This is a genomic window from Mesorhizobium sp. M1143, assembly GCF_040318435.1.
GTDB lineage: Bacteria > Pseudomonadota > Alphaproteobacteria > Rhizobiales > Rhizobiaceae > Mesorhizobium.
This window is the reverse complement of record NZ_JAMYMJ010000006.1, coordinates 16,590-37,060: the sequence shown is the minus strand read 5'-3', so window position 1 is coordinate 37,060 and position 20,471 is coordinate 16,590. Positions and strand designations below refer to the sequence as shown.

Below are 20,471 nucleotides of genomic sequence, written 5' to 3'. Positions count from 1 at the left end.
TCGGCAGGCCAAGGAACATTCCGGCACGCTGGTGGTTCGGCGGCAGGAACTTACCTTTGAACAGCATAGGGCGGCAGTTTCGTGGGATCGAAAAAGGTTCGTGTCGGTATCGTCGGGGTCGGCAATTGCGCATCCTCCCTGGTGCAGGGCCTCTCCTATTATCGTCACGCAAAGAGCAACGAACCAATCCCAGGGCTGATGCATGCCGACCTCGGCGGCTACCATGTCGACGACATCGAGATTGTCTGCGCGTTCGACGTCGCCAGGAGCAAGGTTGGCCTCGACGTCGCTGAAGCAATCTACGCCGCCCCCAACAACACGTTCCGCTTTGCCGATGCGGCGGCAAACGGCGTTCGCGTCGAGCGCGGACCGACACTTGACGGCATCGGAAAATACTTGCGCGACGAAATCGAGGAGGCGCCGGAGCCGGTTGCCGACGTCAGCGAGATCCTGCGCAACAGCGGCGCCGATGTGCTGGTCTCTTACCTTCCGGTGGGTTCCGAGGAAGCGACGCGCTTCTACGCCGAATGCGCGCTCGAGGCCGGCTGCGCCTTCGTCAACTGCATACCCGTTTTCATCGCCTCACGTCCGGAATGGCGCCGGCGCTTCGAGCAGCGAGGGCTGCCGCTGGTCGGCGATGATATCAAGAGCCAGGTCGGGGCGACCATCGTTCACCGCCTGCTGGCCAATCTCTTCCGCGAGCGCGGCGTGCGCATCGATCGCACTTATCAGCTGAATTTCGGCGGCAACACCGACTTCCTCAACATGCTGGAACGCGAGCGGCTGGAATCAAAGAAGATTTCCAAGACCCAGTCCGTGGCCAGCCAGTTCGATGTTCCCCTGGAGCCGGGCAATATTCATGTCGGACCCAGCGACCACGTACCGTGGCTGACCGATCGCAAATGGGCCTATATCCGGGTGGAAGGGACGACCTTCGGCGGCGTGCCGCTCAACGCCGAACTCAAGCTGGAAGTCTGGGATTCTCCAAATTCAGCCGGCGTGGTGATCGATGCGATACGCTGCGCCAAGCTTGCGCTCGATCGTGGCATAGCGGGAGCACTGACCGGCCCCTGCAGCTATTTCATGAAGTCGCCTCCCGAACAGTTCACCGACGCCGAAGCGCGGCAGCGCACGCTCGCTTTCATCGCCGGCAAGGACGAGCCTTTGCTGGATGCCGCGGAATGACGACAACGTTCTTTTTGATCCGTCATGCAGCGCACGACAATGTCGGCTCCTATCTTGCAGGACGGATGGACGGCGTTTGCCTTGGCGAGGCTGGGAAGGCGCAGGCCGCGCATCTTGGTGGCCGCATGGCCCGGGAGCCGATTGAAGCCATCTTGTGCAGCCCGCGTGAGCGTACGCAAGAGACGGCCGTGCCGATCGCGCTTGCCTGCGGCGTCGGCGAAATCGCGATCTGCGCCGAACTCGACGAGATCGATTTCGGCGATTGGTCGGGAAAGACTTTCGACGAGTTGAATGGCGATGCCGGTTGGCGGGCGTGGAACGACCAGCGGCAGGAGGCCAGGACACCGAGCGGCGAGACCATGCTGGATGTCCAGGAGCGGATCGTCGCACTGATGAACGCAGTGCGCGAGCGGCATCCGAATCAGTGTGTCGCCCTGGTCAGCCACGCCGACGTGATCAAAGCCGCCGTCTGCAAGGTGCTTGGCTTGCCGGTCGGCGACTGCTTCCGCTTCGACATCGATCCAGCCTCGATCACGACGATCGTGTCGGGTGACTGGGGCTCCAAGCTCCTGCGAATGAACGAAGCTGCCTGACGAGGACTTTCCGGATGCAGATGGTCATTTTCGGTCTCACCGTTACATCATCATGGGGCAACGGCCATGCCACGCTCTGGCGGGGACTGATCCGCGCCCTGGGTCGGCTGGGATGGTCCATCACCTTCTTCGAACGCGATACCCCCTACTATGCCGGGACGCGTGATCTCGATCGGCTCGATGGCGGCAACGTCGTCATTTATCCGGACTGGGAAGACATCCGTCGCGTTGCGGAGCGGGCAATGAAGCAAGCGGATGTCGTCGTCGTCACTTCCTACTGTGCCGACGCCGTGGAGGCCTCGCGGCTGGCGCAGCAGACAGGTCGCGGATTGCGTGTCTTCTACGATCTCGACACTCCGGTCACGCTTGCCCGCATCGAGCAAGGCGAGCGTCCGCCCTATTTCGGACCTGAGGGTCTTGCCGATTTCGACCTCGTTTTGAGTTACACCGGCGGCTCGGCGATCGAGGCGCTTAAGTCGGTTTTAGGCGCGCGTCACGTGGTACCTCTCTATGGGCATGTCGATCCCGACCAACACCGGCCGGCAGAGAAGCGGGCCGAATTCGCCGGTGATCTGTCCTATCTCGGAACTTACGCGGCGGATCGCCAGGCCGGCGTCGAAAAGCTGCTGGTGCGCCCGGCCGCGCGCCTGCCTGACCACCGCTTCATCATTGGCGGCGCGCAATATCCGCAGGAATTCCCATGGAGCGACAACATCTTCTTTGTCAGGCATCTTCCGCCAGCCGACCATCCGGCTTTCTTCTCATCATCTCGCGTGACACTGAACGTCACCCGAGAGGCGATGGCGCAAAAGGGCTGGTGCCCGTCGGGACGGCTCTTCGAAGCGGCCGCGTGTGGGGCTGCCATCGTCACCGATGCATGGCCGGGCCTGGCCGAATTTTTCGAACCCGGCCGCGAAATATTGTTGGCGCATGACACCGATGATGTGGTCGCCGCATTGCAATTGCCGGAGTGCGAGCTCGACGGCATTCGAAGGCGTGCCCGCGACCGGGTCTTGGGCGAACACACTTCCGCACGGCGCGCGGCGGAACTGGATCGCATCCTGAACGATGCCTTTCAAAGATCTCCCGGCGAACCGATGAGGGAAGCGGTCTGATGTTGGGCATCGTACCCGCTGCCGGGCGCGGCAGCCGCATTCAGCCGCTCGGCTTCTCGAAAGAGCTGCTGCCGGTCGGTAGCCGGATCGATGGACAGACCGAGCGTCCATGCGCCGTGAGCGAGTATCTGGTACGGCGCATGGTGCAGGCCGGTGTCGACAAGATTTGCTTCATCATCGGATCGGGCAAATCCGACATCCTTGAATACTACGCCGCCGGCTACGGTGACGCGGCGGCTCTCTTCGTGGTGCAGCCGAACCCCGTCGGTCTGTGCGATGCGATCTTCCGGGCGGCGCCCCTCGTCGCGCCCGACGAGGTCGTCCTGGTCGGCCTTCCCGATACGATCTGGTTTCCCGAGGACGGTTTCCGCCATTTGCCCGACGATCAGCTCTCATTTCTGCTTTTCCCGGTGGATCAGCCGGAATTCTTCGACGCCGTCGTCATCGACGTCCACGAGCGCGTGATCGAAATCCAGGTCAAGCGGCAGGATGCCGCCACGAACTGGGTTTGGGGTGCGTTCAAGATGCCGGGCCATATCCTGCATCAGCTTGCGGCACTCTGGCGTGAGCGCGAGCGCAGTGACGAATATATCGGCACTTTGGTCAACGCCTATATTGCGGCCGGCGGTACAGCTTTTGGTGTCAGGGCTGGGTCGGACTATGTCGATGTCGGCACTTTCAACGGCTATCGCACAGCTCTGCGGTTGCTTGAAAACGACGCCCCATCCGCGCACCGCCGGCCCACCATGATCATGCCCGGCGCGCAGTCGCATGTACCCGTCGTTCCTGGCGAAGGAGCCTGAGCCATGCTGCATTCCCATGCCGAAATCCGCCGCCGCATCGATGCGCTCGGCCCATGGTTCCACAACATGGAACTTGCCGGCGTCGAAACCGCTCCCAACCATTTTCTGGGCAACTACCCGCTGATCAAATGGCGCAAATTTGCCAATGCCATTCCCGCTGATCTGAGGGGCAAGGCCGTACTCGATATCGGCTGCAATGCAGGATTTTACTCCATCGAGATGAAACGGCGAGGTGCTGACCGTGTTCTCGGCATCGATTTCGATGACGCCTATCTGGCGCAGGCTCGCTTTGCCGCCGAGGTTGCCGATTGCGAGATCGAATTCCAGAAGCTTTCGGTCTACGACGTCGGCTCGCTGCGCGAGACGTTCGATGTCGTGCTGTTCATGGGGGTGCTTTACCATTTGCGCCACCCCTTGCTCGCGCTCGACCTGATCCGCGAACATGTCGCCCGAGACCTGATGATCTTCCAGTCCATGCAGCGCGGCAGCGCGGATCTGCCCGAGTTGGAAGAAAACTATCATTTCTGGACACATGACCTGTTCGACCAGCCGCAGTTTCCCAAGCTGCATTTCATCGAGCACCGCTATGCCGACGATCCCACAAACTGGTGGATTCCAAACCGCGCCTGCACAGAAGCGATGCTGCGCAGCGCCGGTTTCGAGATCGTTCTGCACCCCGAGCAGGAGGTCTATTTCTGCCGCGCAGCCGGGGACCCGGCCGGCGGCGGCGCCATCTACCCCTCGAAAGGACAGCTCCATGATTGAAGCCGCCATGATCTGGAACGAGCCCAACAACAAATCGCATTGGGACCCAGAGCTCGATCCCGATTGGAGCCGCTTTGCCAGGATGGCGATCTTGTCGGCTGACGCAATCGCGTCGGAGAACCCGTCTTTGACGAAAGTACTCGGTGGCATCTCGCCGATAGATCCGGGCTTTATCACCCGCATGAAGGAATTCGGCGTGCTGGACCATGTCGATGCCGTCGCCGTGCACGGCTTTCCGCTCGACTGGAACCTGTGGCAGATCCACGAATGGCCACAGAAGATCGGCGAGATCGCGACCGTCACCAACCTTCCCATCTGGGTCAGCGAAGTCGGCGTATCGACCTTCGGCGCGGAAGAAATCCAGGTTTGGGGGCTCAAGCGCACCGCTGAGTTGCTGATTGGCAACGCACCACGCATCCAGTGGTACAGCCTCTACGATCTTCCGCGCGAATGGGAAGCAACGACGCGGCATCGCGAGGCAGAGGGCTCTTCTTACTATCGACATTTCCACATGGGGCTGCTGCGCCAGGACGGTACGCCAAAACCTGCGCTGGAGGAGTTCCTGCGCTACACGCCCGCAATGGGGCTGGTGCAGTGGTTTCATTTCGAGGACCCCCGGCTGGACGATGCTGTCGCCTGGATGAAGCGGCTGGGCGTCACCAATATGCGCACGGGGCTTTCCTGGGCAGACAGCTTCCGACCGAACGCGCTGGACTGGTTCGACCGGCAGATGGAGGCACTCGCCGATTTCGACGTGACGGTCACCTTTTGTTTTACACCGGAGCATCGGGGAATGATGCCCCACCACACCAGCCCGCCACTGGTGCCGGAGGAGTTCGCGGAATTCTGCGCAACCATGATCCGCCGCTATGCGCCCGGCATGGCGTCCAATTCGCTCCCGACGCGGCGGGCCTCGGCAGCGTGAAATGTCATGCTGCCGATGCATCAGACGCCCGACACATTGGACGAATTAGCGGCACCATCGACAGGTGGTGCGGCGTACGGGACCGAGGCCCAACCAGCCGCGGCGCTCACTGTCCTCAATGTCGCCTACCCTCTCGCACCCGTCGGACCCGATGCTGTCGGCGGTGCCGAACAGGTTCTGTCGATGCTCGATCGGGCGCTGGTTCGCGCCGGCCACCGCTCTATCGTCATTGGCTGCCGCGGCTCCAGCGCGAGCGGTACCCTTGTGGAAATACCGGCTGAAAACGGCGTGCTCGACGAGGCGGCGAAGAGCCGCGCGCAGCAGGCTCATCGCAAAGCGATCGCCGCTGCCCGCGCCCGATGGCCGATCGATGTGGTTCATCTGCACGGCATCGATTTTCATGCCTATCTGCCCGACGATGGTCCGACCCTGGTGAGCCTCCACCTGCCCTTGGACTGGTATCCGGCCGAGGCTCTGCGACCGACGCGCGACGACCTGTGGCTCCATGCGGTCTCGCCCACCCAGCAGCAAACGGCGCCACCAGGGGCCAGACTGGTGGCGCCGATTCCCAACGGCGTTGACATCGAAGCACTGAGCCTAGTGCAGCCGAAGCGAGACTTTGCCCTGGTTCTCAGCCGGGTCTGCCCGGAAAAGGGCATTCACCTGGCCCTGGACGCGGCCAAACAGGCGGGCGTGCCCCTGGTCATCGGCGGCAAGGTCTACCCCTACGAAACACATACGCGCTACTTTCGCGACGAGGTCCAATCCCGTCTTGATGCTCGCCGCAGCTTCTTGGGCCCGCTCGGTTTTAACGCCAAGAGGCGCTTTCTCAACGCAGCCCGCTGTCTGGTCATTCCAAGCCTCGCCGCCGAGACAAGCTCGCTTGTCGCCATGGAGGCCCTCGCCTGCGGTACCCCGGTGGTCGCATTCCCGAATGGTGCGCTTGCGGATGTCATCGAGCACGGCAGGACGGGCTTTCTCGTCAATACAGTCGACGAGATGGCCCAAGCCATTCTTGCGGCGCCCAGCCTGGACGCCGAGGCATGCCGGGTTGAAGCGCGGCGGCGGTTTTCGCTGGAACGGATGCTCTCGTCGTATATGGCTGCCTATCAGGCCCTGGCGCAACTTGGCACCGATCGCAGGCGCTTCGCTGCGGCACCGTGAGAAAAGCAGTGTTGCGAAGCGAAATCATCGATGACCCCGTAAAATTCGATGCCTTGACACCGCACTGGTGGAAACTGTGGGAGCAGAGTTCCTCTGCGACGCCGTTCCAATCCCCCGCCTGGCTGGTGCCATGGTGGCGCGCATTCGCACCCGGTGAACTGGCGACAGTCGCGGTCTGGCGTGGCGGCGATCTGGTCGGGCTGGCGCCACTCTATCTCGAGCATGGAACGGCCGGTTCGAAGCTGCTTCCGGTCGGCATTTCGCTCAGTGATTATCTGGACATCCTGGCTGTCCAGGATATCGAGGCGGCGGTTGTCGCCACCATTGCCGAAACGATCTGCTCGGTCGGGTGGTCACAATGGATCTTGTCTGATCTGCCGCAAAACAGTGCCGGTCTTACGATCGCGCATCCCGGTTTAACGGTCGAGAGGCCGGCAATTCATGCAGCCTGCCCCGTGCTTGCTGTTGCCGGCGACGAAACGTTGGCCGGCTGCGTTCCCGCTCGGCGTAGGCGCCAGTTGCGCCGGGCGCGTCAAGCGGCGTCCAGACGCGGCCGGCTCGCGTTGGCGTCAGCCCGGGGCGATCAGAACTTCCTGAACCAATTGATCCGCCTGCACCATGCACGCTGGGTTGGACATGGAGGTGGTGTATTGGCCGACCCCGCCGTGCAGCACTTCCATGGGCTTTCACTTCCCTTGCTCGATGCTCACGGTCTGGTCCGATGCTGGTTGCTCGCGATCGATGGCACGACTGTCGCCGCCTATTACGGATTTCACCACCGCGGCCGCGCCTATGCCTATCTCGGCGGCCTAGATCCTGCTTATGCCGAGGAGAGCCCAGGTGCGATCCTGATCGGCCACGCGATCGCGGAGTCGATCCGCGAAGATGCGCGCGAGTTCGACTTCCTGCGCGGCCAGGAGGCCTACAAATATGGCTGGGGCGCCGTCGACAGGTGGACGATGCGGAGGATCTGGACGCGGAGTTGATGTCATGAGTGTGCACGCGCAGCGCCGGACATCGGTCAGACGGGCGGTCGAAGATTGCATGGCCGATGGTGCCTGCGCCGAAGCTGTTCTCGTCAGGCTGGCGCTTCACCTGCCGCCCACAATTGAAGCGGCGGAATTGGCGGAGTTCGTGCTGAAAGTCCGTCCGGCGGATACCGGCGATGCTGAAAGACTGCGAAAGGTCGCCGGACTGCTGCGCCACAGACCGGGCGTCCTTGCCACTTTGCGAGCGACAGGCGGCGCCGTTCGGCATGAACGCGGTAACGGCGAGACGGATATTGCCGTCGTCACGCGGCTGGCCTCGAGTTTTGATGCCGCGGCAGCAATTTCGACAGCCGCAAGTGTCCAGTTAGGATCCCTTGGCGATGACGAGCGGCTGACAGCCATGACCGACGAAATCGTTGAATGGCTCGAGGCGCGAGAATTCACCGGAATTGAACGAGACATTCTCGACATCGGTTGCGGCATCGGACGTTTCGAGCGCGCGCTGTCCAATTCCTTCAAGCGGATGGTCGGCATCGACATATCATCGCGGATGATCTCTATCGCCTCCGAGCAATGCGCAGCGCTCGGCAATGTCGAACTGCGCCAAACCTCCGGTCTCGATCTGGCCGACTTCGACGACGACAGTTTCGATTGCGTGTTGGCGGTCGACAGCTTTCCCTACCTGGTCCTGGCCGGCATGGCTGAGCGGCTTTTCGATGAAATTGCGCGCGTTCTCAAACGGCCGGGCCGGCTCGCATTGCTCAACTATTCTTATCGCGGATCGCTTTCTTTGGACCGGGCCGACATCGGCCGTCTTGCGCAAGCTCACCAATTGCGGGTCGTCATCGACGGCGAGAAGCCGTTTGGGTCATGGGATGGCGACGCCTTCCTGCTTGCTGGGTGAGACGGAACATTACAGCGCGATGCCGGTTCGGGCGTCGGCACCGATCGGTGTCCTGGATTCGAAGGAGGAGATCATGGCATCCGGCGGCAAAAAGCATTTCGGCCAAGGCAGCCAAGGCAAAGGTGCCGGCGCCGGCGCAATGACCACCTTGGACAAGGACAAGATCGAAGAAAACGCGGTTTTGTCCAACCGCGACAGGAAGCAACATAGCCGAGAGCGCGGGCTGGACGGCAATCGAATCAATCCGATCAATTTCAGGATCACGCCGCAAACCGGTTGCTGAAGGACTGACGCCACCGCGCCGCGTCTTGCCGCGGCACGGAGGAAAACTGTGCAAGGGCCGCCGGTGAGCCTCTCGGCGGTCGACAACGCCTTGTAGTGCCGAGCGCTCATCATCAGACTTGGATCTAGGGATGCTATCAAGAGAACGTGATGTCTCATTCGAGCGACGATACCACGGATCTGCTTGTCGAGATGGCAGTGGATCAGGAGATTGCTTCCCTGCTGGCCGCCATAGAGCAGGAAAAGATACCAGACCGCCTATCCAAGCTGGCGATCCAATTGCAAAATGCTCTCGTCGAGAAGCGTCGGCGAGACGTGAAGAGCTGATTATCTGCGGCTGTCGACCTCTATATCGAGCTGACCATCCGACAGCTGATTTCGCCTTTCTATCAATGTCTGCAACGAGCTCTCCCCGAGTAGCTCAAGGATGTTGGCGCGGGCACGGTTCAGCCGGCTCTTGACCGTCCCTACCGCGCAGCCGCAGATTTCGGCGGTTTCCTCGTAGCCCACTCCTAAAACGCCGATCAGCATCAGCACCTCGCGCTGATGTTCGGGCAGCTTTTGGATGGCGCCGTGAACTTCCTTGCTCTGAACGGTCCATTCCTGGGTAGCTTCCGAAATCGGTCTCGAAGACGCGCAGTCGAGAAGGCCTGGCGCTTCCCGTGCAGCGATCTTGATCCGGGTGTAGTAGGTGTTGCGCATGATGGTGAAGAGCCACGACTTCATGCGTGTACCAGGTTCGAACTTGTCGATGTTGGCGAGCCCTTTGGTCAACGTTTCCTGCACCAGATCGTCGGCATCGTCTGGAACGCGGCAGAAGGTGCGCGCGAAAGCCCGCAGGGCAGGTATCAGATCAACGATGGAAACGTCATTGGTTTGTTGGTCGGCCAAGAGATAGCCTCCGGATGACAATGGTCCAGCTCCCAGAAGAAAGAGTGAATGAACGAAGCCAGAGCTAAATGCATGGAAGTTTGGTTCGTTCCCGCCGTTGGAAACAACTCTTCGAAAATTCCACCGGGCGCGAACACGCCGACTACGGTCTTCCCCCAACCACGCCCACTTCAAAGGAACGAAACACCATGCCGAGCTTCATTCCCGGGAAGTCTCGCCGGTGCGTTTGGCTGTGCAGGGCATGGACCGAGTCGTGCGGCTGGTAACGCGCAAACCACTGCCTGACAAACCTATTGGCGAACCACGTGGCGAACTCGGCTACCATCGATACATAGCGATAATGGTTGGCCCGGAGACATGTTAGAGTCATTAATTTTGTTAACTTATTGGCGCGGGTGAAATCCAGCAATCGGTCGTAGTTGCCGGGCGGTCGGCCAACGAACATGCTCGTCCAGCACTTGCTCTATTCTGCCCTCCGATCGGGCTAAGCCGATGAAATACCGGGTTGATTCACCCCTCACGACGTCGCCGAACGGCATGCTGTCGCGTACAATCTGCAGCTGCTCTCCGAAGCTGGCTGTTGCGGTGCTGTGCAACTCGCTTTGGCGAAGATCACGGATGACGATCAGCGCTTGAGTGAGCGCCCGAACCGGTCCTCGATCCGCGACTGAAGGAACTCGAGCCCCATCGAGAGCAGCCAATAGATCATCGAGGCGGTGATGAGCATCTCGATGTGGCGGAACTCGGTCTGGCCCTGCGTGCGTGCGAGATACATGATCTCCCAGACCCCGACCACCGAGACCAGCGAAGAATCCTTCAGCATCGCAATGAACTGGTTGCCGGTCGGCGGCACGATGACGCGCATCGCCTGCGGCAGGATGACCAGGAACATCGTCTGGTTAGCGCTAAGGCCGAGTGCCGTAGCACCCTCGGTCTGGCCGCGCGAGATGCTTTCGATGCCGGCCCGGAAGATCTCGGTCATGTACGCGCCGTAGCAGAGCGACAGCGCCATGATGCCAGCCGGCACGGCGCCGATCACGTAGCCAATCTGCGGCAGGCCGAGATAGATGATGTAGATCTGCATCAGCAACGGCAAGCCACGAAACAGAGAGGTATAGAAGGTCGCCAAGCCATAGACCACGCCGTTGCGGGAAAGTTTGGCGATGGCGCCAACGAAGGCGATGAGGGTGGCGATGGCGATCGAAATGGCCGAAATGTAGAGGGTCGTCACCACACCCTTCGAGACGAGGAAGCCGATCTTCTTGGCGATGAACGCGAAGGACAGGTCGAAGGAATAGAAAAACAACATTAGCAACACGAACAGCTCTATCCAAACTGCCACAATCTGCTGTTTGCGGCTGAGATACCGCAGCGCGTTCCAGTTCGCCACCAAGATCAATGCGATCAGCACCGCCGAGACCGCCCGCCCGACGTCCGGGTTGGCGGCGAGCCACTCGACCGACCCCGGAACGAGCTTGCCGAGCCAACTGGCTTTGATGCCGAGCCCATACAGGCCGGCGGCGATGGCGGCGAGCACGAAGAACACGCCAACGCGGCGCGCCGCGTCCGGGTGGTTGAGCAATAGTCGGCCGATCACGTCTTCGATCTCCCTGCGGTCAGCGGGCCCGCTCGCGCCACCAATCCTGCGCCTGCAGCTTCCAGTAGGTGAGTTGCGCAACCGCAAGTCCAGCCGGGCCGCCCGCCCAGGCAAGGCCGAATGGTGCAAACAGCCGGTAACGGTCCGATTGTCCCAGTATGGCTTCGGCGATCAACTTGCCGGCGATCGCCGTGGTGTTGATGCCATGGCCACCAAAAGCCGTGAGGTACCAGACGCCCGGCTGCAACGGGCCTATCTGGGGCATCATGTGCCGGGCATAAGACATGAGCCCGGACCAGGCGAGTTCGGTCTTGAGGTGTTCGAGCTGCGGATAAGTGGTGACCATCTCACGGCGCAATTGCCTCGCCAACACGCCCGATGAGGCTGCCCGGGTGGTGATGCGCCCTCCCCAGAGCAGCCGCCTGCCGCCTTCGACAACACGGTAATAATCGCCTGCGCGACGGTTATCGCCGACGGCGTCGGTCGTCGTAATCGCCTTGGCGATGAGGTCAGGCGCCTCCTCGCTCACCATAACGTAAGTGGCGATAGGCAGGAATGCCCGCTGCAGCCGGCCGACCAGTGGGCCCGTATATCCGCCGGTGGCAACTACGGCCTGGCGGGCGCGCACTTCGCCGCTGTCGGTACGCAAGATCTTTTCGGCGCCGTCAAGGTTGGCTTCAACGGCAGCCGTTCTCTCGTATATCCTGCCGCCCAGCCGCTCGATCTCGCCAGCAACGGCGCGCAGATAGTTAAGCGGATGCATGTGGAAGGCGCTGGGATCGCGCAGGCCTTGGTGGTAGCGATCCGAATGCAGCACCGCTCGCACCTGGTCGCGATCGAGATAGTCGAGCCGGTAGTCGAAATCCCGCGCCAGTTGCTCGGCATATGCCTTGAGCACGGCGCCGCCATCGTGGCGAAGCACGCTCAATATACCGGAGCGCGGCTCTGCCGCCTTGACGTCGAGATCGCGGATCGTCTGCCGCACGAAGTCGACGCCTTCGATGGACAGGCGGTGCAGTTTTTGTGCCGCGTCGACGCCGGCCATCGCGGCGATGTTGTCGGTGCCGGTGGCGAAACCGGGATTAACGAAGCCGCCATTGCGACCGGAAGCGCCGAATCCTATCCGCTGCGCCTCAAGCACGACGACCTGCTGGCCGGCGCGAGCCAGCTGCAACGCCGTCGTCAGGCCGGCCAGTCCGCCGCCGACAACGACTGTCTCGCACTCGGAAACGCCGCTCAGCGGCGGTCTGATGGTGTTGTCGGCAAGCGTGCGTCGGTAATATGTGTCAGGACATGTCATGATCAATATGATGAGGTGGCGGCACTAGAGCATTTTGCAGGCAGGCGGAGCCGCCCGGTGTCGTGGAAATGCGGCTGAAACAAAACAGATGGAGCGGGATGTTCAATTGAATGCACCCCGCTCAAGCTTTATCCACGATGCCTCTCAGTCAGAGCTGTAATCCTTGCCGTACCACTTGGTGGTCAGTTTCGCGAGGGTACCGTCCTTCTTCATCTCGTCGAGAATGCCGCCGATCTTGGCATTCCACTCGGCATCACCTTTTTCCGCGATCACCACCAGTGGCTCACGGAAGGCATAGCCGCCTTCCAGGACACGCAACGGGTAGCCGTTCTTTATCGCGTTCTGAGCCGTCTGTTCTGGTGCGATGACCGCGTTGAGGCGCACGCCGTCGCCGAGCCTCAAATCGTCGAACGGCAGCATTGAGTCAGCGAAAGTCCTGATCTCACCGGGCTCCAGCTTGTATTCGATGGGCGGCAGGCCGGGAGCATCGATCTCGAGTTGTCTACGGATGAAATCCTCCGACGTGGTGGCGGTCTCGACGCCGATGATCTTGCCGTTCAGGTCGGCGACCGATTTGGCCGGGCTGTCCTTGTGAACCACGTAAACGTAGGGGCTATAATAATAGATGCCTTCGAAATCGATCACCTTGGCGCGCGCTTTGGTCGGCGTCACCGAGCCGACACCCAGATCGTAACGTCCCTGCCAATGGCCGCCCGTCATCGTCGCCCAGTCCGGCGTATCGAAACTGACCTCGACACCGAGGCGCCTTGCGATCTCTTTCGAGACATCTATGTCGAAGCCGACCAACTGATTGCTGTCGTCGAGGAAACTCTGCGGCGGCCAACCGCTGTTTGTGGCGACCACCATTGCCTTCTTCGAGGTAACCCGGTTGATGGTTTCACCCGCCGAGGCCGCAGACGCGAACGCGAGCGTGGTAGTGGCCAAGGCCAGCCACGCGATCAATTTCCTCACTTGAACCTCCCTCTTCATCGTCATTAGACATATGCTTCCCAGAGCGCGCTCCCGTAGAGAAACAGCAATTGAGAGCGCGGCATGAGATCGATCTCATATCAGCACACATATCGACGAGGGGATCAAGTCCTTTTTCAAGTAGCCAGTTGTCCTCCGGGGGCGCAAAGCATCGGCACCCGCACGGTGCGGCGGAACCCGCGTTTGATGTGATGCGCGTGACTTTCAAGACAGAGGAAACGAAGATCTACTTCAACCTATCACATCATTGCCAGATGGGCGGCACAGGATGGCTTGCTGTCTACGAGTTTCCGATGTTCCGGTTAAGCATGGGTGCGCGGCACACCGGCAGCAGCACCAGCAGGATGATGGCGGAGTCGACCCAGAGGACCCTGTTCACGCCCATCGTGTCGACGATCTGACTGGTCGCTAGGGTACCCACGGAGATGGCAAGATTGAAAGTGAAGCAGTAGATGGCCGTCGCGGTCTCCGCGCTTTCTGGTGCTGCACTCAGCACCCACGTCTGCAGCGTGATGGGCGCCGCGCCATACGCGAAGCCCCACACCAGCAGCAGGATGGTTCCTGTAAGCGGCGTGACCCCGAGCAACGGGAAGAGAGCCAGCGTGGCGCCGAGCCCAATGACGATGCAGGCCAATGTGCGACCGACGGATTTGGCGGCCCAGACGCCTGCGACGGCGTTGCCAATCATTCCGAGAATGCCATACCCCAACAGTAACCAACCTATGCTCCCTGCAGTGACGCCCGAGACCTCCAGCAACACCGGGCTCACGAAAGTGTAGGCACCGTAGTGGGCAGCCACCAGCAGTGCGGTCGCAACCACGCCCGACAGGAGGGCGGGATTGCGCAATTGCGCACGCAGGGCTTTCACCTCCACAGGCTGCGCCGCCTCCAGCTTCGGAAGCACAAGCAGGGCGGCGAGCAGTATGGCAAAGCTCAGGCCGGCGAGAGACCAGAACGCGCCGCGCCAGCCGACTAGATCACCGATGATCGTGCCGGCCGGCACGCCCAGCACCGCAGCGGCACTTACACCGCCGAAGACAATAGTCATGGCGCGCGGCACGGACGGTCCAGGAACAAGGCGTACTGCGATGCTTCCGGCTATCGCCCAAAAGCCACCGATGGTGATCCCGACGAGCAGCCTGGACGCGAGCAGAACGGGAAAGTTCGTTGCGAGCGCTGAAATCACGCTCGCCGCAGCCATTACCGCGAGCAGGCCCGCCATCAGAATACGCCGGTCGAGCCTCCCCACTGCCAACGGCAAACCGATAGAAGCGAACGCCGCAATTACGCCGGGTATCGTCACCGTGAGACCGCCACTCCCAATAGAGACATTCAACTCGGAAGAAATTGCCGGAATCAGCCCCACAGGGAGTTGCTCCGCAGTGATCATCGAAAAAATACCCAGCGATACAGTGAGCACGGAGAGCCACATGCGAAAAGTGGCTCCCTGTTTCTCCCGAAGGGCTGCTTTGGTCAGAGACATGATCACCTCCAGCCCGCGAGAAGGCACTCGACGCCAACGTTTCGGGCAAACGTTAGAGAGACGGATCGGGCAATTGATCCCGGCCTGGTTTCAGATAATCTGTCCACTGCGGATTGATAATCGAGGGAGATATGGATGGTGAATTCACGAAACGTGAATGAAAGAGGTGATTGCAGTTGGACCGGCTGACCAGCATGACCGTGTTTGCCAACGTCGTCGGTGAAGGCAGCTTCGCTGGAGCGGCCAAGCGGATGCGACTATCGCCAGCGGCTGTGAGCAAGCATGTCCAAATGCTGGAAGAGTGGCTTGGCGCACGCCTTCTCAACCGGACGACCCGGCGCATCAGCCTGACAGAGCTCGGCGCCTCCGTCTACGAGCGCAGTCTGCGCATAATCGAGGATGTCGAGGAAGTTCGTACGAGCGCGGCCGAGAGCAAGACACGTCCGACCGGCTCACTGCGTGTCAGCGCGCCGATCTCCTTCGGCGCGATGCACCTTGGGAGAGTCGTTGCAGAATATCTCGCGGTCTACCCGGAGGTGTCGGTTGAGTTGGTGTTGGACGACCGTGTGGTTGACATCGTGGAAGAGGGCCTGGATGTCGCGGTACGCATCGCTCCACTCACGGTTTCCAATCTGGTTGCTCGCCGAATCGCGCCGTCACGCGAGGTGGTCTGCGCTTCGCGCGATTATCTGGACAGACGCGGGCGTCCCACAAAGCCGTCGGATCTCCACGACCATGATTGTCTGGACTACGCGTTGCGCGCCAGCCGCGGAAAATGGCGGTTCGACGGACCAAAGGGGCAAGTGGCGGTAAAAATCACTGCACGGATGACGGCAACGAACGGGCAGCTCCTGCGCGATGCGGCGCTGGGTGGAGCAGGCATAGTACTTTGCCCCACTTTCCTTGTTGGAGAAGCCATTCGTTCGGGCCAGCTGGAGACAGTGATGCCCCAGTTCAAGCCGGTAAGCCGGTCGATCTACGCGATGTACCCGTCAAGAAGGCATCTTTCCGCCAAAGTTCAAAGCTTCGTGACGCTTCTCGCCGCCCACTTTGGTGAGAACCCAGCTTGGGACAACTTTGGACCATGACGACTGGAATGTTGAGCCCAGAGGCCGCGCGCACTTGCACGGCCTTACTGTGCATGGGACCAGCACCCAGGGCCAAGGGCCGGTGCATATCGAGCCGTCCAGCACCTTTTCGAGACTGAAGCATCCGCTATTTGCCGACGGTCAGTCGCTGAGGCTCAATCCACCGCCCATCCTAAGCGCCGCCACAGCGCGAGTTGTAGCATCTGCGGTGTCTCTGGTTCTCTGCGGCCACCGGCGGAACGGGTTGTAAGCAGGCGCGTTCCTCCAGCGTCAAGCTTGGAGAACATACATGGATGACGAGCTGCGCCTGAAGTTACAAGAGCTGAGCCAAAGCATGCAAACGCGAGCGGCCGAACTTTCGACGCTCGGCGGCAGCGCAGACATAAGTACGGTGATGTCAGGGATCGCCGTCGTTCTGGAGGCGCTGCTGGTGATTGCCGAAGAGATGAAAACGCCACGTTCCGGCCCTTCGGTCCTGCCCGACGCTACATGAACATCTCCGATCGTTTGGGAGAGGCTCCAGAGCGAGAGCGCCTACCGCCCACCAGCAAATCGCTCGCCGAGGAACTGGCTTTAATCCACATTCTGGGTTGGAGAGTGAAGAGCGCAATCTACTCGGTGGAGTACTCCAGGTGGGGTGAGCGTCGGCAGAAATGGATTTTGCACTCGACGATGCCTTTTGGGTAATCGAGGACGGCCTTAGGACGGAGGACCACGATGGCTTGGATGGCCGCAATTTGCCCGATTACAGATGAGCAGGCGCTCGTTAATTCGGAGACAGTTGGTGACATCCGGGAGTTTCGCTGTCCGAGTTGCGGCGACTTCAAAATCACGAACTCGGCCACCGCGATGTTCAAAAGCCTATCGGCAGAACAGAAGTTGGAGCGCTTCGAATACGCTAGGGCAATCGCGGGCGACAACGCGATCACAGTGACGACGGAACATGGATCTATCGATACCGAAGATCAATAGAATACCCGCCCGACAAGCCGGTTCCCAGCGCATCTCCTCACTTGCTGCCCTGAGACCATTTGACTGCCGGTCCAGGTAGTGGGCAGTTTGAAGGTAGAAGCTCACGTCAACATGGCCAGGCCATTTTTACACTGCCGATCTGCGCGGCCAGCAACGCCTCTCGTGAGGGGCAAGGCATGGGCATCGAACGTCTCGGACCGGTCGGCGGCATAAGGCTGGTTGCCTATGATCCTCCTACCGGCGAATGGAACCAGATCTGCCACAGCGCGTCATAGAAGCAGATCAGGTGCGATTTAACGTAAGGAGTGAAATCGATGATCAGGCTCCTTCTCCTCCTCGCCATTGCACTCGCCTTCGCATGCGGCGGGACGGAGGCGGCCAAGCTGGACCTAGCCGCGGTAAATCAGGCGCAATTCTCCGCCGGCGATCCGAAAGGGCTCGATCCTGCCGTGCTGAAGGCGCAAATTTTTTTGGATCGTGCGCGCTTCTCACCGGGGCTCATCGACGGCCGCCTTGGAGAGAACTTCGCCAAGGCGGTCAAGGCCTTCCAGGCGTCGAACGGACTGGCGCCAGATGGCAAGCTCACCCAGGCGACTTGGGACAAGCTGATGGCAACCTCCACCAGCCCAGCTCTGGTCACCTTTGAACTGACCCGCAAAGATGTACGCGGCCCCTTCACCAAACGCATTCCGCGGCGCATGGAGAGGATGGCTCGCCTGAGAAGGCTTGGCTATCACGACTCGATCGAGAAGCTGGCGGAGCGCTTCCATGTGAGCGAACCATTGCTCAGGAGGCTAAACCCAGGCACCGGATTCAGGAAAGCTGGAACCACGCTGCTGGTACCAGATGTTGGCCGGGGTGAACCTCCCGCCACCATTGCCGGCGTGGAAGTCGACAAAGGCGCTCATCAGGTGCGCGTGCTCGACCCCTCCAATAAAGCGCTTGCCGTCTACCCTGCGTCGATCGGGAGCGACGAGAAGCCGGCACCAAGTGGGCAGGCAGAGATCCAAAGGGTGGTGCACAACCCGACCTATCACTACGATCCCGATTTTGCATTCAAGGGAGTCAAAACCAAGCGGCCCTTCACCATTGCTGCCGGCCCTAACAATCCCGTGGGATCAATCTGGATCGACCTCTCCATCGAAAGCTACGGCATTCACGGCACGCCCGAACCCGGCAAGATCGGGAAGACCTTCTCTCACGGCTGCATTAGGCTAACGAACTGGGATGCCGAGGACCTCGCCTCAATGGTGCACAAACATATGAAGGTGACTTTCAAGGACGAGTGACGCAAGCCGTCGCATCCCTCGATGGTCGCCGAAACGAGATGTCCGTCTGTGCCCGTGACAATCGCATCTTGCGATCCGCTGGATCCGATCAGCGGATGCTCCGGGTTCGGGGTGTCAGGTCAAGCGGCGCCATTTGCACGGATGGCGGCGAACCAACCACCATGGCGGGGGCGCCAGATTGCTCACCACGTTGGCTCTCTACTTCGCGGCTCATACCTTGTTGAGCAGCTTGCATCTCCGGAACGGTGAAAACCGGCACCTCGCCCTTGAAACCCTGGAGCTCAAAGGCGCCCGCCTGGACGACCGGCATCGATGCTCCTGCCGCAAAGCCGGGTCCAAGCACCAGGGGGATGCCCAACTTCTTGGTCGTCGATTCGAGCCGTGCCGCGCGGTTCACGGGGGAGCCGATCGCGGTGTAATCGAAGCGCCGTTCGGAGCCGAAATTGCCTACCGAGCAGATGCCGGTCTCGATGGCGACGCCGATTTCGATGGAGCGATGGCCATCCGCGGTGAAGGCGGCGTCTTCGCGCCTCACCCGCTCGATAAGGGCCAGGCCCGCGTCGAGCGCACGCTCACGATGATCGGGTTGATCTAGCGGTGCGTTCCAGAAGGCCAGCACCGCATCGCCCATGAACTTGTCGATGGTGCCGTCGCGCTTGAGGATCTCATCGGTCGCAATGCCGAGGAAATGGTTGACCACCTTGGCGATCTCTTGGGTGTCGAGCTGTTCGCTCATGGTCGTGAAGCCACGTATGTCGCTGATCAAAATGGTGATCTCGCGCTTCTCGCCGGACAGGATTGCCTCGGTGTCCGAGCTTGCGAGGCGCTGCACCACGGAGGGCGACAGATATTGGGAGAACTGTCGCGTCAGGGTGGACCGGCGCTGCTCGCTGCGCCTGTAGAGGACATAGCCTTCGAAGCCCGCAACCATGATGGTTGCAAGCGCCGGCTGCAGCGGGTCATAGAGTGCACCCTGCAGGCTGTACTCGAGAGCGCCGAACACGAACGGCGTGACGGCCAGCAGCGCCAGGGAGAGGGCGCCAAGCACGACACGCCCGGCGAGCACTCCGGAAACCCCGATGAAAACGACGGCACTGAGGAGAAACCAGAGCCGCTCGAGCATACGCGCGTGCGCTGGCTCTGCCAGGAAGCGCCCGGCAAGCATCTGGCCGATCGCATCGGCGTGGATCTCCGCTCCTGGTCGCGCTGGACTCGTCGGCGTGGGCAGGTACTGCGTCAGGCCCACAGCCGACAGGTCGACAATGGCGATGGCGTCCCGCAGCCGCGGATCGCCATGGCCCGAAAGGATAGTGCTGGCAGACAGGCGAGGCGTGTCGGTGGCGGTTTCCCAGAGGCGGATGCTCCCCTCCGGCTCGAGCGGCACAATGGCGCCTGCCATCCTGAGTGCGTCGAACCCGGCTGCATTCATCCGGGCTGTGTAACCGTCCTGTCCAGCGTAAAGGCGCAGGAGCTCGAGTGCGAAAGACGGCCACAGCTGCGCGCGTTGAGGGGTGTTGCGAAGCCAGAGCAGCGGCACATGGCGCAGTACGCCGTCGGGATCGGGCAAGGTGCGAATCACGCCTAGGCCTGCGGCGGCGTTCGAGAATTCGGCAAGCGACCCGGTAAGACCGGTGAAGCCGGGAAGTGTATCGGGTACTTGCCCGACGATCGACCAGCCGGCTTTGGGTTCTGCTTCTGAAACCGTCGCTTCATTGCCCAGGCTGACGGCAAGCGCCGTTCGATTTTTGGACAGCGCCGCTGCCAGGCGCTTGTCTCCGGCCATGCCCTCAGGCGAGGTGTCAGCCTCGGGGAGTACCAGCGCAAGCCCGACCACCGCCGCGCCGGATTGCGTGATGCCATCGACCAGATCGGCCAAGAGGCCACGGTTCCAGGGCCATCGCCCATGTGCCTTGAGGCTGTCGTCGTCTATCGAGACGATCACGACAGGATTGCTCGTCGCCTGGCGTGGGGCGAGAAACTGATAAAAGTCGTACGTCCGCTCACGCAGGCGCGACAACGGCCCGTCAAAAGCCAAATGGCAAGCGAGCAGCAGGAGCACGACCAAAAGGCCGGATATTTTGCGCCTGCCGGCTTGCCGCCAATCAGCCCAGCGCCTACCGACCGAGTGGCTCATCT

20 protein-coding genes and 1 pseudogene are annotated in these 20,471 nt (G+C 61.1%); 15 read left to right on the top strand and 6 right to left on the bottom strand.

Features of this window, described 5'->3' with window-relative positions; genetic code table 11:
- Positions 1–81: 81 nt before the first annotated feature.
- The 11 genes and pseudogenes from NKH35_RS07110 (at position 82) to NKH35_RS07060 (ending at position 9,052) form a co-directional block, all read left to right on the top strand.
- Entirely contained in the window at positions 82–1,185 is a 1,104-nt protein-coding gene (locus NKH35_RS07110) for an inositol-3-phosphate synthase (RefSeq protein ID WP_023681094.1), read from the top strand.
- Positions 1,182–1,778 carry a histidine phosphatase family protein gene (locus tag NKH35_RS07105; RefSeq protein WP_023667978.1) on the top strand — a complete coding sequence of 199 codons (597 nt, stop codon included), beginning with the start codon at positions 1,182–1,184 and terminating at the stop codon, positions 1,776–1,778. The genes NKH35_RS07110 and NKH35_RS07105 overlap by 4 nt, the downstream gene beginning before the upstream one ends.
- 14 nt (positions 1,779–1,792) lie before the next feature.
- A complete protein-coding gene (locus NKH35_RS07100; protein ID WP_023817804.1) occupies positions 1,793–2,893 on the top strand; it encodes a CgeB family protein in 1,101 nt (366 codons plus the stop codon).
- A complete protein-coding gene (locus NKH35_RS07095; protein WP_023817803.1) occupies positions 2,893–3,696 on the top strand; it encodes a sugar phosphate nucleotidyltransferase in 804 nt (267 codons plus the stop codon). The genes NKH35_RS07100 and NKH35_RS07095 overlap by 1 nt, the downstream gene beginning before the upstream one ends.
- 3 nt (positions 3,697–3,699) lie before the next feature.
- On the top strand, positions 3,700–4,461 hold the full coding sequence (locus NKH35_RS07090) for a TIGR04290 family methyltransferase (RefSeq protein WP_023733222.1): 762 nt from the start codon (positions 3,700–3,702) through the stop codon (positions 4,459–4,461).
- The gene (locus NKH35_RS07085; protein WP_352913939.1) at positions 4,454–5,386 is read left to right on the top strand and encodes a glycoside hydrolase 5 family protein; all 933 of its coding nucleotides are present in this window, start codon (positions 4,454–4,456) and stop codon (positions 5,384–5,386) included. The genes NKH35_RS07090 and NKH35_RS07085 overlap by 8 nt, the downstream gene beginning before the upstream one ends.
- A gap of 6 nt (positions 5,387–5,392) precedes the next feature.
- Positions 5,393–6,550 (top strand): glycosyltransferase, encoded by a 1,158-nt coding sequence (locus NKH35_RS07080; RefSeq protein WP_352913936.1) that lies wholly within the window; start codon positions 5,393–5,395, stop codon positions 6,548–6,550.
- Positions 6,551–6,558: 8 nt separating this feature from the next.
- Positions 6,559–7,536, top strand: coding sequence for a GNAT family N-acetyltransferase (locus NKH35_RS07075; protein WP_245260259.1), 978 nt, complete (start codon positions 6,559–6,561; stop codon positions 7,534–7,536).
- A 4-nt stretch (positions 7,537–7,540) separates the two neighbouring features.
- Entirely contained in the window at positions 7,541–8,443 is a 903-nt protein-coding gene (locus NKH35_RS07070) for a class I SAM-dependent methyltransferase (protein ID WP_023691450.1), read from the top strand.
- Positions 8,444–8,516: 73 nt separating this feature from the next.
- Positions 8,517–8,734, top strand: a pseudogene (locus tag NKH35_RS07065) (hypothetical protein).
- A gap of 141 nt (positions 8,735–8,875) precedes the next feature.
- Positions 8,876–9,052: a hypothetical protein gene (locus tag NKH35_RS07060; protein WP_023667969.1), complete on the top strand. Its 177-nt coding sequence runs from the start codon at positions 8,876–8,878 to the stop codon at positions 9,050–9,052.
- Here NKH35_RS07060 and NKH35_RS07055 read toward each other — a convergent pair whose 3' ends face one another.
- The 5 genes from NKH35_RS07055 to NKH35_RS07035 all read right to left on the bottom strand — a co-directional run bounded on the left by NKH35_RS07055 (position 9,053) and on the right by NKH35_RS07035 (position 14,986).
- A complete protein-coding gene (locus tag NKH35_RS07055; RefSeq protein ID WP_023667968.1) occupies positions 9,053–9,616 on the bottom strand; it encodes a sigma-70 family RNA polymerase sigma factor in 564 nt (187 codons plus the stop codon). It lies immediately after the preceding gene.
- A 625-nt stretch (positions 9,617–10,241) separates the two neighbouring features.
- Positions 10,242–11,213 (bottom strand): amino acid ABC transporter permease, encoded by a 972-nt coding sequence (locus NKH35_RS07050; RefSeq protein ID WP_023687785.1) that lies wholly within the window; start codon positions 11,211–11,213, stop codon positions 10,242–10,244.
- Between the two features lie 19 nt (positions 11,214–11,232).
- Positions 11,233–12,513, bottom strand: a complete 1,281-nt coding sequence (locus tag NKH35_RS07045; protein ID WP_023687784.1) for an NAD(P)/FAD-dependent oxidoreductase — start codon at positions 12,511–12,513, stop codon at positions 11,233–11,235.
- A 144-nt stretch (positions 12,514–12,657) separates the two neighbouring features.
- Complete coding sequence (locus tag NKH35_RS07040) at positions 12,658–13,485, bottom strand: transporter substrate-binding domain-containing protein (RefSeq protein WP_023691453.1); 828 nt, start codon at positions 13,483–13,485, stop codon at positions 12,658–12,660.
- Between the two features lie 298 nt (positions 13,486–13,783).
- Positions 13,784–14,986 carry an MFS transporter gene (locus NKH35_RS07035; protein WP_023714681.1) on the bottom strand — a complete coding sequence of 401 codons (1,203 nt, stop codon included), beginning with the start codon at positions 14,984–14,986 and terminating at the stop codon, positions 13,784–13,786.
- A 176-nt stretch (positions 14,987–15,162) separates the two neighbouring features.
- Here NKH35_RS07035 and NKH35_RS07030 point away from each other — a divergent pair, with 176 nt between their 5' ends.
- From NKH35_RS07030 to NKH35_RS07015, 4 genes are all read left to right on the top strand, one after another.
- The gene (locus NKH35_RS07030) at positions 15,163–16,074 is read left to right on the top strand and encodes a LysR family transcriptional regulator (protein WP_352723270.1); all 912 of its coding nucleotides are present in this window, start codon (positions 15,163–15,165) and stop codon (positions 16,072–16,074) included.
- Between the two features lie 289 nt (positions 16,075–16,363).
- Positions 16,364–16,567, top strand: a complete 204-nt coding sequence (locus tag NKH35_RS07025; protein WP_352723269.1) for a hypothetical protein — start codon at positions 16,364–16,366, stop codon at positions 16,565–16,567.
- A gap of 224 nt (positions 16,568–16,791) precedes the next feature.
- A complete protein-coding gene (locus NKH35_RS07020) occupies positions 16,792–17,046 on the top strand; it encodes a hypothetical protein (protein WP_352723268.1) in 255 nt (84 codons plus the stop codon).
- Between the two features lie 314 nt (positions 17,047–17,360).
- Positions 17,361–18,335, top strand: a complete 975-nt coding sequence (locus NKH35_RS07015; protein WP_023667960.1) for a L,D-transpeptidase family protein — start codon at positions 17,361–17,363, stop codon at positions 18,333–18,335.
- An 88-nt stretch (positions 18,336–18,423) separates the two neighbouring features.
- Here NKH35_RS07015 and NKH35_RS07010 read toward each other — a convergent pair whose 3' ends face one another.
- Positions 18,424–20,469 carry a CHASE2 domain-containing protein gene (locus NKH35_RS07010; RefSeq protein WP_352723266.1) on the bottom strand — a complete coding sequence of 682 codons (2,046 nt, stop codon included), beginning with the start codon at positions 20,467–20,469 and terminating at the stop codon, positions 18,424–18,426.
- Positions 20,470–20,471: the final 2 nt, after the last annotated feature.

Coding starts and splice junctions, on each gene's coding strand:
- NKH35_RS07070 (WP_023691450.1), top strand. CDS start 7,541: ATGAGTGTGCACGCGCAGCGCCGGACATCGGTCAGACGGGCGGTCGAA.
- NKH35_RS07095 (WP_023817803.1), top strand. CDS start 2,893: ATGTTGGGCATCGTACCCGCTGCCGGGCGCGGCAGCCGCATTCAGCCG.
- NKH35_RS07105 (WP_023667978.1), top strand. CDS start 1,182: ATGACGACAACGTTCTTTTTGATCCGTCATGCAGCGCACGACAATGTC.
- NKH35_RS07045 (WP_023687784.1), bottom strand. CDS start 12,513: ATGACATGTCCTGACACATATTACCGACGCACGCTTGCCGACAACACC.
- NKH35_RS07085 (WP_352913939.1), top strand. CDS start 4,454: ATGATTGAAGCCGCCATGATCTGGAACGAGCCCAACAACAAATCGCAT.
- NKH35_RS07080 (WP_352913936.1), top strand. CDS start 5,393: ATGCTGCCGATGCATCAGACGCCCGACACATTGGACGAATTAGCGGCA.
- NKH35_RS07090 (WP_023733222.1), top strand. CDS start 3,700: ATGCTGCATTCCCATGCCGAAATCCGCCGCCGCATCGATGCGCTCGGC.
- NKH35_RS07035 (WP_023714681.1), bottom strand. CDS start 14,986: ATGTCTCTGACCAAAGCAGCCCTTCGGGAGAAACAGGGAGCCACTTTT.
- NKH35_RS07100 (WP_023817804.1), top strand. CDS start 1,793: ATGCAGATGGTCATTTTCGGTCTCACCGTTACATCATCATGGGGCAAC.
- NKH35_RS07015 (WP_023667960.1), top strand. CDS start 17,361: ATGATCAGGCTCCTTCTCCTCCTCGCCATTGCACTCGCCTTCGCATGC.
- NKH35_RS07060 (WP_023667969.1), top strand. CDS start 8,876: ATGTCTCATTCGAGCGACGATACCACGGATCTGCTTGTCGAGATGGCA.
- NKH35_RS07025 (WP_352723269.1), top strand. CDS start 16,364: ATGGATGACGAGCTGCGCCTGAAGTTACAAGAGCTGAGCCAAAGCATG.
- NKH35_RS07010 (WP_352723266.1), bottom strand. CDS start 20,469: ATGAGCCACTCGGTCGGTAGGCGCTGGGCTGATTGGCGGCAAGCCGGC.
- NKH35_RS07020 (WP_352723268.1), top strand. CDS start 16,792: ATGGCTTGGATGGCCGCAATTTGCCCGATTACAGATGAGCAGGCGCTC.